This is a genomic window from Pseudoalteromonas sp. LC2018020214, from assembly GCF_016598755.1.
GTDB lineage: Bacteria > Pseudomonadota > Gammaproteobacteria > Enterobacterales > Alteromonadaceae > Pseudoalteromonas > Pseudoalteromonas distincta.
In genome coordinates this window covers 826,792-843,341 of the sequence record NZ_CP066804.1, presented here as the reverse complement: position 1 = coordinate 843,341, position 16,550 = coordinate 826,792, and the positions used below count along the sequence as shown (strand labels likewise).

Sequence of the window (16,550 nt, the reverse complement as noted above, 5' to 3'; positions counted from 1 at the left end):
TGCATTAATAGGCGTTAAGCCTAGATTAAACTCTTTTTTTAGCTACGCTTATTCTATGCGCTAAAGCGCACACTTTTTGAGGATAAATGTATGCCTAATCTACGAAGTTTTAGTATATCCCAGCGTTTTTCACTGTTAATAGCCATCGTTGTATTTGGACTAATAATACTTAGTATATCAAGCCTAACTCATCAATATAGTTCGCTAAAAGACGAGCAATACATAAAAACACAAAATGTAGTAGAAACGGCGTACAGTATAATCGAACACTATTATGCGCTTGAACAAGATAACACTCTCACTCAACAACAAGCTCAATCACAAGCACTTAATGCAATAAAAGCACTGCGCTACGACAAAACCAATTACTTTTGGATTAACAATTATCAGCCAACAATGGTTATGCACCCTATAAAACCTGCGCTTGATGGAAAAGATTTAACTAATAACAAGGACCCTGACGGCAAAGCATTGTTTGTTGATATGGTAAATATAGTTAAACGCTCTGGCGAGGGATTTATCCCTTATAAATGGCCAAAACCAGGTAAAGATAAACCGGTTGAAAAAATCGCATTTGTTAAAGGTTTTAATCAATGGCAGTGGATTATTGGCTCGGGTGTTTACCTTGATTCAATTGACGAAGCATTTAGTGAGCAACGTAACCTTATAGTCATCAGTGCAATAATTATGATTATTGCTGTTATTTTACTTAGTTACTTTATAGGTAAGAGTATTTTAATACCGACTCGCTTAGCGGCCGATATGATGAAAGATATTTCACAAGGCGAAGGCGATTTAACCCGTAAATTAAATGAATCCGGTAATGATGAAATATCTGAACTATCACGTTCATTTAATTTATTTGCTCTAAAAATGCGAGAGTCACTTGTTCATGTAGCACAAAGTGCAAACGATGTAAGCGAACATGCGCATACAGTTGACGACTCAAGTAGAACAAGCCACTCATTTATTGAGCTTCAAAACGATAGTTCAACCCAAGTTGCAGCTGCCATGGAGCAAATGACTCACCAAATACACGATGTGAGCCGTAACGCTGAAGCAGCAGAGCAAGCAGCTAAGGATGCAGCACAAAACGCATCAACGGGTAAAAATGTGGTTGCGCAAACAATTACAGCAATAGAAACACTCTCAAGCAACATTGAAACAGTCAGCCGTGTAACAGAAGATTTAGCCAACGAGAGCCATAATATAGGCTCTGTGCTTGATGTAATAAGAAGTATATCGGAGCAGACAAACTTACTGGCATTAAACGCTGCCATTGAAGCTGCTCGCGCAGGAGAGCATGGTCGAGGATTTGCTGTTGTTGCAGATGAAGTAAGAACACTGGCCAGTCGTACAGGGCAAAGTACTGACGAAATTCAAACCATGATCACTAAACTACAAGAAGGTGCAAAAGCAGCAGTAGAAGCAGTTAAATCAAGCCAAGCACTTTCAGTTTCTACCGTGGAGCAGGCGTCATCAGCCAATACTTCACTTAATGAAATAGAACGACTTGTTTCAATTATTACCGAAATGAACAGCCAAATAGCACGTGCCACAGAGCAACAAACGCAAGCTGCCGACGAGGTTAATTTGCGTATTAATGAGCTATCTCAATCAACTGAGCAATCATTAAATAATACTAAGCAGCTTACCGATGCCAGTGATAACCTTAAACAAAGTAGCGAAGGTCTTTCGAGCGTAGTTAATCGTTTTAAATTAGATTAATCGATAGCGTTCTCATAAAATGCAAAAGCCCTGAATTAACAGGGCTTTTTTATTACATGTAATTTTTTAGCTTACAAACAATAACGTGCAAACAAGCTCGTTACTGATGCAGCTGTTGGCTTACCATGCTGCCAATCACCGCCTTCAACACCGCTACCTGCAATATCCATATGCACATAAGGTAGAGGTTGTGCAGAGTCGTTACCGTGCTTATCAAGCCCACCAACAATAGCCATAAACGCCATAGGGAACTGATGTCCACGAGCAGTAACGGCAGATGCTGCGTTATTGCTAGATAAAACATCGTCAGCTAGCGTACGTGGTTTAATAAAGTCGTAGTCTTCACGGCGTGAACGCGATACTTCAGCGCCATCGGCCCACAAATCTCCAAGGTCAGCTATTTGACGTGAAACACCAGCACTACGAGCTGGACCATTTTCAACATACGCACCGTATGGACCCATTGCGCGAGCTGCATGACCCGTTAATGTAGCTACAGTAAATAACGTTGGATTAACCTCACCTTTAGCTAAATCTTTCATTTCGCTAAGCAGGTCGCCCATTGCTAAACGCCCTTCTGCATCGGTATTACCAATACGTACACGAACACCTTCACGGCTAGTAATAATTTCATCTGGCACAAAACAATCTGAGCCAATAGAGTTGCGAACAACAGCTAAGTACGATACCACTTTAACGCCTTTAGGCTGATAATCAGCAACGGCTTTCATAAAGCCCGCAACAGAAGCTGCGCCGCCTTTATCACGGCTCATGCCTGCCATATGGCCGCCTACTTTTAAATCTGCACCGCCTGTATCGTATACAAGGCCCTTACCTACAAACATAAGTGTGCGAGTAATTTCGCCCTCTGGTACATATTCAAGCTTAACAACACGTGGGTGATGGCGCTCAACTGCATACGATGCGCGAGCAACTGTACTTAGCATTGGATAGTTTTTATCAATAGCTGCAATATCATCAATTACGTCAACTGCAATGTTTGAGCCTTTAAACAATTCAACGCAGTAATCAGCAAAACGTGGAGGAGCCATACGCTCAGGTTCAGTACCACACAGGTCACGCGCTGCATATTGGCCAGCTGCAATGGCATTAACAGCTTTAATCGTTTGCTCGCTTGCGCCAACTAAACCAATCTGTGTAATAGGTTCAATGCTTTCACCGTGATATTCACGCGCTTCTAATGGCTGCCATAAGGCTTGGCAAGCGCCTAAATAAGCAACTTCTAAAGCATGCTGATAACGGCTATCGCCATTTAAATTTGGTAAAAATAATGCAGGGTTAACACTGCCCGACGCTTTTGCTTCGTTAATTGCTAATTTAGCAGCATCAAAATAACGACGCACGTCGTCGTAATCTCTATTTAACGGACCGGTTGGAGCAAGTACAACGCGCTTGTTTTCAATTACTAATAAAGTAACTTGCTTACCGATGCGAGAATCTACGTTTGCTTGAGCTAAAATAGCATCACGTAATGAGTTATTTGGTAATAGAGAAAAGTCATCACTAATAATAATAAGCGCATCATGAGATGTGCATTCAAGGCTTGCACTAACCGCTTGAGGGTATGCCATAAATAAGGTCCTGTTAGAAAACATAAGCCCCTATTATCGTCGATTTAAATATTGAAGACCAGTAAGGAGCGATGAGCTAATCACATAACCTGTCAATAAATGGCAACTTGGAGTTACAGGCTTTACAGCTTAATCGAGAATACTAAGTTGAAAGTTTTGTTCTGGCTCGTTTTTAATCCCAACGCCTATGCCAAGTAATCTTACAGGCTGTTGTAGCCCTCGCTGGTAGGCCTTAGTAAGTAGTTGAACAAATATTTCTGTATTTAGCTCGTGATATACCTGATCGGCAGAGGTCACTACAAAATTTGCAAACTTCACCTTAACACTCAATTTATTAATACGATTTTGTAACTGCTGTTTATTAAGCCTTAAAATTAATTCCTCTAACAACCTTGGCAGCTCATCTAAGCACTCCTGTAAACTCGTTTTGTTGTACTCGTAGGTATGTTCAACACTCAGCGATTTTCTTATGCGATCTGTGGATACTTTACCAACATACTCACCTGCACATTTTTGATATAGCGACACACCAAAATTACCCACATGTTGCTGCATCCAGTTAACGCCTTTTTCACGTACATCCTTGCCGGTATATAAGCCTTTTAAATTTAGCTTTTCGAGCGTTACTTTGCCCACTCCTGGAATTTTCCCCAGCGGTAATTGCGCTAAAAAGTCATCGACCTCATCAGGCAAAACGACAAATTGACCATTCGGTTTGTTTTCGTCACTGGCTATTTTGGCAATAAATTTAATCGGTGCAATACCTGCTGATGCAGTGAGCCCTGTAGCATTGTAAATATCGGCTCTTATTTGCTGTGCAATAAGTGTGGCACTGCCTTTACAAGCGGTGCTGTCTGTTACATCTAGATAGGCTTCGTCTAAAGACAGGGGTTCAATTAAGTCTGTGTAGCGGCTAAATACTTCACGTATTTGGTTTGAAGCTTCTTTGTATACAGCCATGCGCCCTGGGACAATAACTAAATCGGGGCATAATTGTTTAGCATGATAGTTCGACATAGCCGATCGTACGCCATACTCTCTAGCTATATAGTTAGCGGTCGAGAGCACGCCTCGTCGGCTATTGCCTCCAATAGCAAGCGGTACACATGCAAGTTTTGGATTATCTCGCATTTCTACTGCTGCATAAAAGCAATCCATGTCTATGTGAATAAACTTCTTCATCACCACAACAACAACTGGTTATTTATACAGTCATTATTATAGAATCACATGCGATAAGCAAGCCTAGGGCCTGTTTATCTTTCGAGGTTAAATTTGCAGCAGTATGTTTGGTATTTAGGCAAGGCAGAGCCTATGTAGTGTGGTTATTCCCCATAAATAGGCGATAACGTAGCATAAATGCCAAACATGCGCTGCCCGAAGGGTTCTGCCTAGGGGCAATTTACTCTTTGTTGCCTACATGGATGTAGGTAAGGGGCGTGAGCAGGACGCGGAAGCTTTGCTCGGTTTTTACTTATTCTTACAGGGATGTAAGTCAGTAGAATAACGCAGGAGCAGTTATCGAGCCCACTAGGTTACAAACCTCGCGCCGCGATTAAATAGCCCCTAGATTGAACAAATTTTAATCCTGAAAGGTCAACAGGCCCTAGTTAACGATTAAAAAAAGTGTTTATTATCCTCCGTTCTCTTATAACCACGTAGCCAATACATAACCTCAAATAAAAATCCTGCCAACATTAAAATAATAGCGCCAGATTCATTCCCCATCGCGTAACAGGTAAAAGAAGCTATAAAAACCAAACAAGCTAAGGACCAATTAATTATATTCTGCATATTTTTACCTTTGTGTGTTTTTGTGTTTGTCTGTGTAATTTAACTGTAGACCTAAAATTAAACAGGTACAATCATCTTATAAAAAAAACATGCCATTAATTACCTTGAGCTCGTAACACCATGTTGATAATCTAAGTACTTTGAAAATCAAGGGCCAATAAATAATGCAAACGTTTAAAGATCAGCACCCTATTCATACCGATATCACCGTAGCATGGGCTGATATGGATGCGCTACAACACGTAAATAATGTAGTGTATTTACGTTACTTTGAAATAGCCCGAATCGACTTTTTAAATAAAATAAATCTGTTCGACACAATAAGCCCAAACGGTGTGGGCCCAGTAATAAGCGAAAATAACGTTCGCTATAAACGCCCAGTAACTTTTCCCGACACACTCACTGTAGGCGTTACAATTACAGATCTTAAAACAGATCGCTTTACCATGAACTACACCGTTTACAGCCATGCACAAAAAGCAATAACGACTACGGGTGCATCTAAAGTTGTAATGTTTGATTTTACTACAGGGCAAAAAGCCCCAATCTCCGAGCCTCTTTTATCGGCTTTAATCAGCCATGCTCAAAACTAATTTAGTTAAGGAGTTTTTATGCAATACAACCCACTAGGTAGCAGTGGCGTAAACGTATCTCGAGTGTGCCTAGGGAGTATGACTTGGGGTAAACAAAATACTCAAAGCGACGCTGATGAACAAATAGCCTACGCGCTAGAGCAAGGCGTAAACTTTATTGATACAGCCGAAATGTATGCTGTGCCTCCTTCGCCAGAGACCTATGGTAAAACCGAGGAAATTATTGGCAATTGGCTATCGCGTAATCAGCAAAAGCGCAGCGAAGTGGTACTAGCTACAAAAATTGCAGGCAATGGATTATCGTGGGTACGTGATGGCGGCAATATTACTCGCCAAACAGTAATAGAAGCCGTGGATGATTCACTTAAGCGACTTCAAACAGACTACATCGATTTATATCAACTACATTGGCCAAACCGCTCTACCCCTCACTTTGGCAGACAATGGCCCGGCACTCTTAAATTTACCGACGTAAATACACAAGAGCAACAAGCTAGTATGCTTGATATTCTAGAAGGCCTTAATGAATGTGTTAAAGCAGGTAAAATTAAGCACTGCGGTTTATCTGACGATACGCCATGGGGTATAAGCCAGTTTTTAAGTTTGGCCAAAGAGCATAACTTACCGCGTATGGTATCTATTCAAAATGAGTTTAGCTTAGCGCACGCTAAAGACTGGCCGTATTTAATAGAACAATGTGTACACGAAGATATTGCCTACTTACCGTGGTCGCCTTTAGCAGCCGGTTTATTAACGGGTAAATACCTAAACGGTGCTCGCCCTGAAGGTTCTCGTTGGACCTTCATGCAGCGTAACGGTATTTTTAGAAATACACCCAATGCAGAGCAAGCAACTAAGCAATATGTTGAGCTGGCTCATGCAAACAATATTACTCCAGCACAACTAGCCTTAGCATGGTGTAACCAAGTAGATGGCGTAACTTCTTCAATTATTGGAGCAACATCTATAGCTCAATTAAAGGAAGATATAGACGCATTTAGCATAACGCTAAACGACGAAATTCTTAGTGAGATTAACACTATATTTAGAAACCACCCGATGCCTTATTAAGCATGTATGAGTTAAAAGCAGCCTTGAATGAGGTTGCTTTTGACTAAAATATTTGACCCTACTACAACCAACACTATACTTTTATTAGGTTTTCTTAATTCAACGAACACTTATCAATGCTGAAAAACGGATACTATGCATTTTGCTTATTAATTGTATTTAACGCGTACGCTGTTGAGCAAAAAGTACAGCCTCTAGAAGAAATTATTTGGCTGCAAAGTTACACGCCCCCTTTTCATATAGCTAAAAGCGAAAGTGCACCACAAGGTGGAATTTGCGACAACCTAACCGAGCAACTCATCAGAACCATAACTGATGTAAAACATACCCGCTTAATTGTTCCTCAGCAGCGTATAAATAAATATTTAAATGAAGGAAAAAATGTATGTTTTCCGTGTGTTATTTATAAAAAAAATAATAACCAACAGCTTAACTACTCAAATCCAACAACGGTATATCCCCCATTTTCAATTATCACGACTAAAGAGCTAAAGCCGCAATTAGAAGAAAAGCACGGCTCGCCTATTCACCTTATTAATTTATTAACCGACCCGCAATATGTATACGGGCAAGCGGCTGCTCGTAAATTTACAACTAAAATTAATACAATTATTGAAAATACAAAACGAGATAAAGAGTCTTCGTTAAGTTGGAGTAGCGAAAATGAAAGTCAGGCTGTTATAGCACGCTTGAGTCACGGCTTTTTAGACTACTCAATTGATTACCCGTTTATGGCTGATTACTTTAATAAACAAGGGGAGTATACGAATATAGAAAGTGTGCCAATTGCAGAAAATGACATTCAATTTATAAGAGGAGCAATAGGCTGTGCGGCTAAAGCACCTAATAATTTTGCAGAGCAAGCCCTTAAAAAAATTAACCGCGCATTAAAAAATAATGTACTTCAATCGCCTGAGTATCAACAAAGTCAGCATAATTGGCTTAAAACCACCTTTACTGACTTTGATAAACACTACCAACAGCAAGTCATTAATTTTTACTTACTTGCCACTGATGCTCAAGCAAACACTGATCATTAGCATAAAGCGCCACTGCAAAAATACTTTTAGCTGTTACCTCACCTACGCCCGACGGTGTACCTGTCATTATTACATCACCGTCTTCTAAGCTCATAAATTCACTAATTTCTTGTAAAATTGAGTCAGGGTTGTGCAGCATAAAATGAGTATCACCTCGCTGAATCACTTCATTATTAATTTTAAGTTCAAAGGTAAAGTGCTTCATTGCATCAGTTAGCGCTACAAAATCAGTTAAAATTACAGAGCCGTCGAACGCTTTAGCGCGCTCCCATGGAAGCCCTTTATTTTTTAATTTACTTTGCACAGTACGCTTAGTTAAATCAAGGCCTAGTCCAACACCTACAAATTTTTTATTTTTAACTACAAAACATAGCTCGGTTTCATAATGCAGCGTATCGCCGTTGTGAGCTGCAAATAACGTATTAGTAATTGCGCTATTTGGCTTATTAAATAAAACCATTTGATCTGGCGTTTCGTTATTTAGCTCTGCAATGTGTGCTGTATAATTACGACCAACACACACTACTTTTGATGGTGTTAATTCTTCAGATACTAACTTTATTGAATGCATATAAATAATGTCTCAGTTATTGGACCTGTTGACCTTTCAGGATTAAAATTTGTTCAATCTAGGGGCTATTTAATCGCGGCGCGAGGTTTGTAACCTAGTGGGCTCGATAACTGCTCCTGCGTTATTCTACTGACTTACATCCCTGTAAGAATAAGTAAAAACCGAGCAAAGCTTCCGCGTCCTGCTCACGCCCCTTACCTACATCCATGTAGGCAACAAAGAGTAAATAGTCCCTAGCTAATAAGCGTTTCAAGTAAGCTCAAATTAATAGGTTTAAGTAAAACTCGGTCAATATTTAAATCTTTTATTTCTCTTGGATCTGGCTCTGCGCCACTTACAATCACTAAACGTAGATCTGGATATCGTTCATTAATTTGCTGACCTAAGTCAACGCCACGACCATCAGGTAAATGCATATCTAACAATACCTTATTAAATTGCTGGTCGTGATTAAGTATTTGCAAACATTGTGCGCAGCTAGACGCAATGACGGTTTCAACGCCTAAACTTTCTAAAAGTAGTTGCGTAATTTGCGCTGCATCGTGATCGTCTTCCACAAGTAAAAAGCGCTGCTTTTTCTCGGTTAAGCCATTACTACAATTTATATCTTTCGCTTGCGGTGCATGCTCTGGCGCTACCAAGTAATCTTGCAAACATTGATATAAAGCCGCGCTATCAACAGGCTTTGGTATTACATCGTTAAAACCAAGTGCAGCAAGCTCCTCATGTATGCCTTTCATCGTAGCGGCAGTGAGCGCAATTATTGGGCCTTTGTAGCCCATTTTTCTAAGCTCTATGGTAGCTTCCTTGCCGCCCATCACAGGCATATGAATATCAATAAAAATAATATCGTAAGGCGCTTTATACGCATCTGCTATGCGTACTTTTTCAAGTGCTTGCTGGCCATGTTCGGCATAATCTACGCGCGCACCACAGGTACTGATCATATGACCAACTAGCATGCGTAAATCACGTAAATCATCAACCACTAACACTCGCCCATGCACTTTGCATGGAGCCGATTTACTTTGTAATTGTGGGGCACTACTAAAATTAAGTACTTGTCGTTCTACTTCGCTAATATCACCTGGATATACCGAAATCGTAAATGTAGAACCTTTGCCTATTTCAGAGTGCAAACTAATATCACCGTGCATACGCGCTAACAATTCAGCACATATTGCCAAACCTAAGCCTGCGCCACCTACAGAGCGTGATTCTACATCGGCTATTTGTTCAAATGGCTTAAATATAAGTTCTTGTTTTTCAGGGGCAATGCCCATACCTGAATCTTTAATGCTAAAAAATAGCATTTCGCGATCATCAACCCATTGCGTCCACGCATTAACAACAATTTCGCCTTTATCGGTAAATTTAACCGCATTGTTTATTAGATTTATTAAAATTTGACGAACTCTTGTTGCATCAAGTCGTGCAACCAAAGGTAATGGCTGATGAGATTCAAAGCGCAGCGTAAGACCTTTATCAAGCACCGATACGCGCATTAGCGTGTATACATCGGCAAGCATGCTATCAAGGTTAACTTCGCTTAGGGTAAGTTCCAGTTTATCGGCTGCTATTTTAGATAAGTCGAGCACGTCGTTTAACAAGCTCAATAAGTGTTTACCATTTCGATAAATAACACCCAATTCATTTTCAGCTTGCTGACTAAAATCGCTCTGCATTAACAGTTCGGTGTAGCCTAAAATAGACGATAGAGGAGTACGTAACTCATGGCTCAAATGAGCTAAAAATCGATCTTTTGAACGGTTTTCGGCTTCAGCTTTTAAGCGCTCTACTCTCTCGCCTTCAACATCTTTACGTGCCAAAGCATAACGAATAGCACGTGCAAAGCGGCTCGAACTCATTTCTGTTTTAATTAAGTAATCTACTGCACCGGCATCAAGCGCCGCCGAGTCTAACTCGTCGTTTGACTGCCCGGTAAGCATAATAATGGGTCCGCTAAAGCCATTGGCAATTGCTTCTTTTAATACATCTAAACCATTCGATGCACCCAAGCGGTAATCAAGCAGGCAAATGTCGTGCTCATTTTTGCTAAGCGTTGCAATTGCCTGCTCAGGGGAGCTTATCCATTGAATGTTAAACGTGTGTGAATCCAATTGGTCCAGATAGTCGCAGGTGAGTATGTAATCATCTTCATCGTCTTCTACAAGCAGCAACTGAGTCACTTTATCTAACATACAATCTCCATTAATCGTTAAATGTTGTCGGTAGCTCTACAAATTCTACCCAGTATTTTCCTAGCGTTTTCATCAAATCAACCAAACCATCAAACGTTACTGGTTTTGTAATGTAAGATGCAGCACCTAAGTTATACCCTTTAACCATGTCTTCTTCTTGTTTAGACGTAGTTAATATAACAACCGGAATTCCCTTTAAGTTAGGGTTTCCTTTTATAGCTTCAAGCGCTTCACGGCCATCCATTCTAGGCATATTTAAATCAAGTAATATAAGTCCAGGACGCGGCGAAACTGCTTTGTCTTCAAACTTACCTTTACGCTCTAAATACTCAAGCAACTCAACGCCATCTTCAACAAAATGAAGCTCGTTAAGTACACGACTTTCAGCAAGGGCATCTTGTGTTAACAAACGATCATCTTCATCGTCGTCTGCCATTAAAATAGTAATCGGTTTTACTTTTGAATAGGGCATTTAAGCCTCTCCTTGCAATGTGAAAAGCTCAGCTTCCACAGGTAGTTTTATAATAAAGGTTGCACCTTCACCGTCTTTACTTTGGGCTGTAATTGTTCCGCCGTGGCGCTCCACAATACGCCTACATACAGAAAGGCCAATACCCGTGCCTTTATATTGTGAGCGTCCATGCAAGCGCTGAAACGGTACAAATATTTTATCGGCATAGTCTTGTGAAAAACCAATACCGTTATCTTCTATGGTAATAACTTGAAAACTTAAATGAGTATTATGATCAGAGCTGAAAATATCTTCATCTTGATAACTAATTTTTATGTGTGGGTTTACGTTGGGACGCCTAAATTTAACAGCGTTCGACAACAAATTTAAAAACAGCTGCTGCATTTGGCTTTTATCTGCCTGAATAACTGGCAAATCATCTACATCAATTTGTGCTTCAGACTCTTTTATCGCTATCTCTAAATCACTTAATATATCAGCTACAACTTCATTTAAATTCGTGTCATCAAAATCTTTACCACGCGTTGTAATTCGCGAAAACTCTAATAAGTCGTTTATTAAATTAGACATACGCTGCGCTGCATTTTTCATGCGCCCAATGTAATCCATCCCCTTTTCACCCAATTCATCTTTAAACATGGTTTCAAGACGGTCGCTAAAGGCTTGGATTTTTCTAAGAGGTTCTTGTAAATCATGGCTTGCTACAAAAGCAAACTCTTCAAGCTCTCGGTTACTACGGCTCAATTCATCTGAATATAATGTTAGCTCTTGTGTCCGTTCAGAAACCTTCATTGCTAATGTTTCGTTTTGTTTTTCAAGCTCAAAACGATATTGTGCTGCATTTCTTAAATTAAGGCGCGTCATAATAAACATACCAATAATCAGTAACGCACTCGTTATTGCTGTTATAGCGAATGTAATTTTAGCTTCATTTTTAATCTGTGCTAATTTAGAAAAATGGCTTACTTTAAAGAGTAATTCGCGGTCTTGAATTTCATTAACATACTCTCTAATTTGCTTATAAAGCTTTCTTCCTTTATGCGTATTTAATACATACAACGCACGTCTTTCTTTGTCATCTAGCGCAAGGTTTACAGTTTGTTTTAATTCTTTAATTTTACTATCTACAAGAACTAACAACTGGGCTATACGCTCAGCTTGACCGTCAATCTCAGAGTGAAGCGACTTGACATGACCTGTTTGCGCTTCAATTTGGCCTACAGCATCGTAGTACGGCGTTAAATAATCAGACTCTTCTGTCAATAAATAACCACGCTGTCCTGACTCAGCCTGCACTATGGATAGATGCAGCTTCTCAATTGCAGTGGTTAGCATGCTAGTGTTGTCTAAACTTTTTTGGGTTTGTGTTAAGCCTTGAATCGTATTCAATGCTAAAAATGCGTTGCCCACAATAATACCTAGCACAACCACCATAAATGTTGCCCAAGTGATATTCGCCTTACTTTGCTGTTTTTTCTTGCTCATTTAGCTTCCCGAATTAAAGTTTATACAACACTTAATATTTATTGAGAGTCTGATATTTTTTGCAAACTTTCGCTGCACTGTTGGCAATTATTGATAATTTTATCAAGTGCATCTAACGCTTTTTCTTTTGGCATATCGTTTTCAAGTACCAATTTAATCAGCTCAGCATTCATCGAAATACGATTTAGCGGCCCTCTTGCATCGTGTACTAATTTATTGAGTTGCTCTGTTTGGTTATCGGATGTCATGCCCTTCCTCAAATCTATTTATATTCGCCAATACCGCCATATGCATTAAGGCGGTTATAAAGTGTTTTAGTACTAATACCCAGCATTTGTGCAGCAAGCGTTTTATTACCTTGCACCTTATCAAGCGTTGCATGAATAAGTTCTTTTTCAACTTCTTCAATTGTTTGCCCTGCTGATACAGGCTTTTCGGCAGCTTGATTATTAACGCGCGAAAAAGGTGACTCTAAGTTATCAGGTAAAGTAATGTCGCTAGTTTGTGGGTCGCTCATAATAAATGCACGGTGTATAGCATGGCGGAGCTCTCGCACATTACCCGGCCATTCATAGCTTTGCAGCTCTTTGAGCTGTGCGGCAGTCCAACTAAAGGCAGTGCCGTTTTCGTCATTAAGTTGATCTAAAAAGGCTTTTGCTAATAAAGGTACATCTTCTTTTCTATCGCGAAGTGGCGGTATATCAATAGGAAAAACAGCCAACCTAAAGTAAATATCTTCACGAATAACATTATTTTGTGCTAAATCGGTAAGCGAGCGGTTAGTAGCTGAAATAACACGGCAATTGGTTGGTATTTCTCTGTTACCACCTACGCGTGTTACCTTTTTAGTTTCAAGCACTCGCAGTAAATTTGGCTGCATATCAATTGGCATTTCAGTTACTTCGTCTAAAAACAAAGTACCGTTATTTGATTGCTCAAATACACCTTCTTTACGTGCAATTGCGCCTGTAAATGCGCCTTTTTCGTGGCCAAATAACTCACTACCAATTAACTCTTTTGAAAGTGCGCCACAGTTGCTAGCAACTAATGGCCCTTCGCACTGGCTTGCGTTATGAATAGCTTGAGCCACTACTTCTTTACCTGCACCACTTTCACCCATAAGCATCACGTTAGCATTTGTTTTAGCTACGCGTTCAATCATGTTGTAAAGCTTTTGCATTGGCTCAGATTCACCAATTAAACCGCCAAAGTGGCGTACAATACCGCTCGACTTTGCTTTTTTAACTGCTTTTTTAGGGCCATTTAAAACGAGTTCTAAATCTTCACGTTGTAATGGTTTTAATAAATGCCCTACATTTGGCTCACACATATCAGCTAAAATACCTTTAACTGAAGGGTGGCCCGAAATAAGTGTAATTTTTGGAGATTGCCCAATCGTTTTTAAGTGATCAAGTAAGTGCAAACCGCTACCATCAGGCAGCATAAAATCAAGCAGCACATGATCAAAGGCATTATTTTCAAACCATTGATGTGCTTCTTTTAAACTGGTAGCTGTGCTTATATTGTGGCCGAGGAATTCGACTATGTGGCAAACAACGTCACTAAATTCAACGTCGTCATCTACTAAAAGTATGTCTAACATGATAAATCCCTATGCTTTTTTCTTATTCTACGCATCCTTGATATTAATTTAAAGGTGCGCCCAGAATCTAATTTTTAAAATAAACTTAAGCGATTAAATGCTATTAATGTTACCAACCTAATATTTACGTATGCTGAAAAAAATCGATCACAAATTATGATTAATAATTAAAATCGTTTCTATTTATAGAATGGTAGCAACTATTATTATTAAAAACCTAAAAAAGGAGACGAAATGCAGCAATTAAAAACCTTAATACATTCAGGTATTAATATTGACCAAGGTACTCAATTTACACGCTTAACAGCTCGCGCCATTGTAATTAAAAATAATAAAATACTTTTAATGTATACAAACCGTTATGAAGACTACAGCCTGCCCGGCGGTGGAGTAGATGACGGCGAAAGTATTGAGCAAGGCTTAATTCGCGAACTAAGCGAGGAAACCGGTGCACAACAAATAAGTGTAGTTAAAGCTTTTGGACTCTATGAAGAGTATCGCCCTTGGTATAAAGACGATTTTGATATTATTCATATTAAATCGTATTGCTTTGTATGCAGTATTGCCGACGAGTTTGGCAAAGCGCAGTTAGAGCATTACGAGCAGCAAAATGGCATGACAGCCAAATGGGTTGATATTAACGACGCAATTGCACATAACGAGCGCACCATTGCTAACAGTGAAAAACAAGGGCTTTCTATTTTACGAGAAACTTACTTATTAAAGCGTATTGCAAAGGAGCTAATATAAAGCTCTGTGTTTGCCCCAGAGGGTGTTGTAAATTTTGCAACGCCCAGAATATTTTACTGCCTCGAGCACTTCAATTTTTATATTTAAAAAATACCCCCTTCAACAAAAATATAAATTTAACTAATAAAATCAGATGGATAAAAACAAAATCAACTTATGATAAAAACTGGCTCTAGCCTTGCACCTTTTAAATAACTAAATTTGTAAGGAGATAGAAATGAGTAACAAAGTTAAAACGATTAATCCCGCAACTGAGCAAACCATTGAAACCTATACACTACTTTCTCAAAAGGAAGCAGAACAGGTAATCGAAAAATCTCACGAAACATATTTAAAATGGCGATTAACGTCATTCACTGAACGTGCAAAATGCCTTAATAAGTTAGCCTCACTCTTTGAAGATCAAAAAGAAGCTATTGCAAAACTCATGACCGAAGAAATGGGTAAAGTTTATGAGCAAGGCTTTCAAGAAGTTGAACTATGTGCAGGAATTTGTCGTTATACAGCCGAACAAGGCCCACAAGTACTTGCTGACGAAGAACGTGATATGGACGGCGGCCGCGCAATTATCAGCTACCAACCAACAGGTGTACTATTAGGTATTCAACCGTGGAACTTTCCGCTTTATCAGGTAATTCGCTACAGTGCTGCTAACATCATGGCGGGTAACACAACCGTATTAAAGCATGCTGGTAATGTATTTGGCATGGCTGAAAAAATAGAAGAGCTATTTAAACAAGCTGGTTTCCCAGAGTATTGCTTTAACAATTTACTTATCGACGGCAAAACAGCCAGTTCTTTAATTTCGCACAAAGCAATTAGCGGCGTAACCTTTACCGGTAGTGATGCGACAGGTAAAAAAGTAGCAGAAGAAGCTGGTAAACACGTTAAGAAAACAGTGTTAGAGCTTGGTAGTAACGACGCTTACTTAGTACTTGATGACGCAGACCTAGAGCTTGCAGTTAAAACCTGTGTAACCGGGCGCATGATCAATAACGGTGAAACGTGTGTTTCAGCTAAACGTTTCGTTGTTGTAGAGTCACTTTACGATGACTTTAAAGCGCAAATTAAAGAGCAATTTGAAGCCATGAAAATGGGCGACCCAATGGCTGATGACACAGACTTAGGTCCAATGGCACGTGAAGATTTACGCGACGGGATTCACGACCAAGTCATGGAATCAGTTAAAGCAGGTGCAAACATAGTTACGGGCGGCGAAATACCTTCGCAAACAGGCTATTACTACCCACCTACTCTATTAGATAACTTAGCCCCTGGTATGCCAGCCTATGACGACGAATTATTTGGCCCAGTAGCTTCGCTTATTAAAGCCAAAGACAACGACGATGCAATGCGCATCGCTAACGACTCTCGCTACGGTTTAGGCGGCGGTATTTTCTCTAAAGATGAGAAAAAAGCCATTGAACTAGCTAAAAAATACTTTGACACAGGCATGATCAATATTAACGGCTACGGTTTAGCACAACCTAACCTACCGTTTGGTGGTGTTAAAGAAAGTGGCTACGGCCGAGAGCACGGAGGCTTTGGTATGCGCGAATTTGTGAATATCAAATGTATTATGATCAATAGCTAATTTAGCCCTAATACATTAAAAAACCTAAAAGCGGGTAACCGCTTTTAGGTTTTTTT

Annotated in this window: 14 protein-coding genes; 6 read left to right on the top strand and 8 right to left on the bottom strand. The window is 39.7% G+C overall.

Going from position 1 to position 16,550, the window contains the following annotated elements; translation table 11 throughout:
* The first annotated feature begins 90 nt into the window (after nt 1–90).
* Entirely contained in the window at nt 91–1,728 is a 1,638-nt protein-coding gene (locus tag JG479_RS03675; RefSeq protein WP_154903475.1) for a methyl-accepting chemotaxis protein, read from the top strand.
* A gap of 71 nt (nt 1,729–1,799) precedes the next feature.
* Here JG479_RS03675 and JG479_RS03670 read toward each other — a convergent pair whose 3' ends face one another.
* Complete coding sequence (locus JG479_RS03670) at nt 1,800–3,320, bottom strand: M17 family metallopeptidase (protein ID WP_200219985.1); 1,521 nt, start codon at nt 3,318–3,320, stop codon at nt 1,800–1,802.
* 129 nt (nt 3,321–3,449) lie between these two features.
* Nucleotides 3,450–4,502 carry a DNA polymerase IV gene (gene dinB / locus JG479_RS03665; protein WP_200219984.1) on the bottom strand — a complete coding sequence of 351 codons (1,053 nt, stop codon included), beginning with the start codon at nt 4,500–4,502 and terminating at the stop codon, nt 3,450–3,452.
* Nucleotides 4,503–5,278: 776 nt separating this feature from the next.
* Between dinB and JG479_RS03660 the strand changes: the two genes are divergently transcribed.
* The 3 genes from JG479_RS03660 (at nt 5,279) to JG479_RS03650 (ending at nt 7,818) form a co-directional block, all read left to right on the top strand.
* Nucleotides 5,279–5,707: an acyl-CoA thioesterase gene (locus tag JG479_RS03660; RefSeq protein WP_002958095.1), complete on the top strand. Its 429-nt coding sequence runs from the start codon at nt 5,279–5,281 to the stop codon at nt 5,705–5,707.
* A gap of 18 nt (nt 5,708–5,725) precedes the next feature.
* A complete protein-coding gene (locus JG479_RS03655; protein WP_200219983.1) occupies nt 5,726–6,778 on the top strand; it encodes an aldo/keto reductase in 1,053 nt (350 codons plus the stop codon).
* A gap of 116 nt (nt 6,779–6,894) precedes the next feature.
* Nucleotides 6,895–7,818 carry a hypothetical protein gene (locus JG479_RS03650; protein WP_007581531.1) on the top strand — a complete coding sequence of 308 codons (924 nt, stop codon included), beginning with the start codon at nt 6,895–6,897 and terminating at the stop codon, nt 7,816–7,818.
* Here the strand turns inward: JG479_RS03650 and JG479_RS03645 are convergent.
* The 6 genes from JG479_RS03645 to JG479_RS03620 all read right to left on the bottom strand — a co-directional run bounded on the left by JG479_RS03645 (nt 7,769) and on the right by JG479_RS03620 (nt 14,150).
* Nucleotides 7,769–8,389, bottom strand: coding sequence for a fumarylacetoacetate hydrolase family protein (locus JG479_RS03645; protein WP_007581529.1), 621 nt, complete (start codon nt 8,387–8,389; stop codon nt 7,769–7,771). The genes JG479_RS03650 and JG479_RS03645 overlap by 50 nt on opposite strands.
* A gap of 233 nt (nt 8,390–8,622) precedes the next feature.
* Entirely contained in the window at nt 8,623–10,590 is a 1,968-nt protein-coding gene (locus tag JG479_RS03640) for a hybrid sensor histidine kinase/response regulator (RefSeq protein WP_149602189.1), read from the bottom strand.
* A gap of 10 nt (nt 10,591–10,600) precedes the next feature.
* Nucleotides 10,601–11,062, bottom strand: a complete 462-nt coding sequence (locus JG479_RS03635; RefSeq protein ID WP_039485075.1) for a response regulator — start codon at nt 11,060–11,062, stop codon at nt 10,601–10,603.
* Complete coding sequence (locus tag JG479_RS03630) at nt 11,063–12,547, bottom strand: sensor histidine kinase (protein ID WP_200219982.1); 1,485 nt, start codon at nt 12,545–12,547, stop codon at nt 11,063–11,065.
* Nucleotides 12,548–12,585: 38 nt separating this feature from the next.
* Nucleotides 12,586–12,795 carry a histidine kinase gene (locus JG479_RS03625; protein WP_039485081.1) on the bottom strand — a complete coding sequence of 70 codons (210 nt, stop codon included), beginning with the start codon at nt 12,793–12,795 and terminating at the stop codon, nt 12,586–12,588.
* Nucleotides 12,796–12,809: 14 nt separating this feature from the next.
* The gene (locus JG479_RS03620; RefSeq protein WP_200219981.1) at nt 12,810–14,150 is read right to left on the bottom strand and encodes a sigma-54-dependent transcriptional regulator; all 1,341 of its coding nucleotides are present in this window, start codon (nt 14,148–14,150) and stop codon (nt 12,810–12,812) included.
* Between the two features lie 234 nt (nt 14,151–14,384).
* Between JG479_RS03620 and JG479_RS03615 the strand changes: the two genes are divergently transcribed.
* Both JG479_RS03615 and JG479_RS03610 read left to right on the top strand, forming a co-directional pair.
* The gene (locus JG479_RS03615) at nt 14,385–14,900 is read left to right on the top strand and encodes an NUDIX hydrolase (RefSeq protein WP_039485087.1); all 516 of its coding nucleotides are present in this window, start codon (nt 14,385–14,387) and stop codon (nt 14,898–14,900) included.
* 217 nt (nt 14,901–15,117) lie between these two features.
* Nucleotides 15,118–16,494, top strand: coding sequence for an NAD-dependent succinate-semialdehyde dehydrogenase (locus tag JG479_RS03610; RefSeq protein WP_200219980.1), 1,377 nt, complete (start codon nt 15,118–15,120; stop codon nt 16,492–16,494).
* Nucleotides 16,495–16,550: the final 56 nt, after the last annotated feature.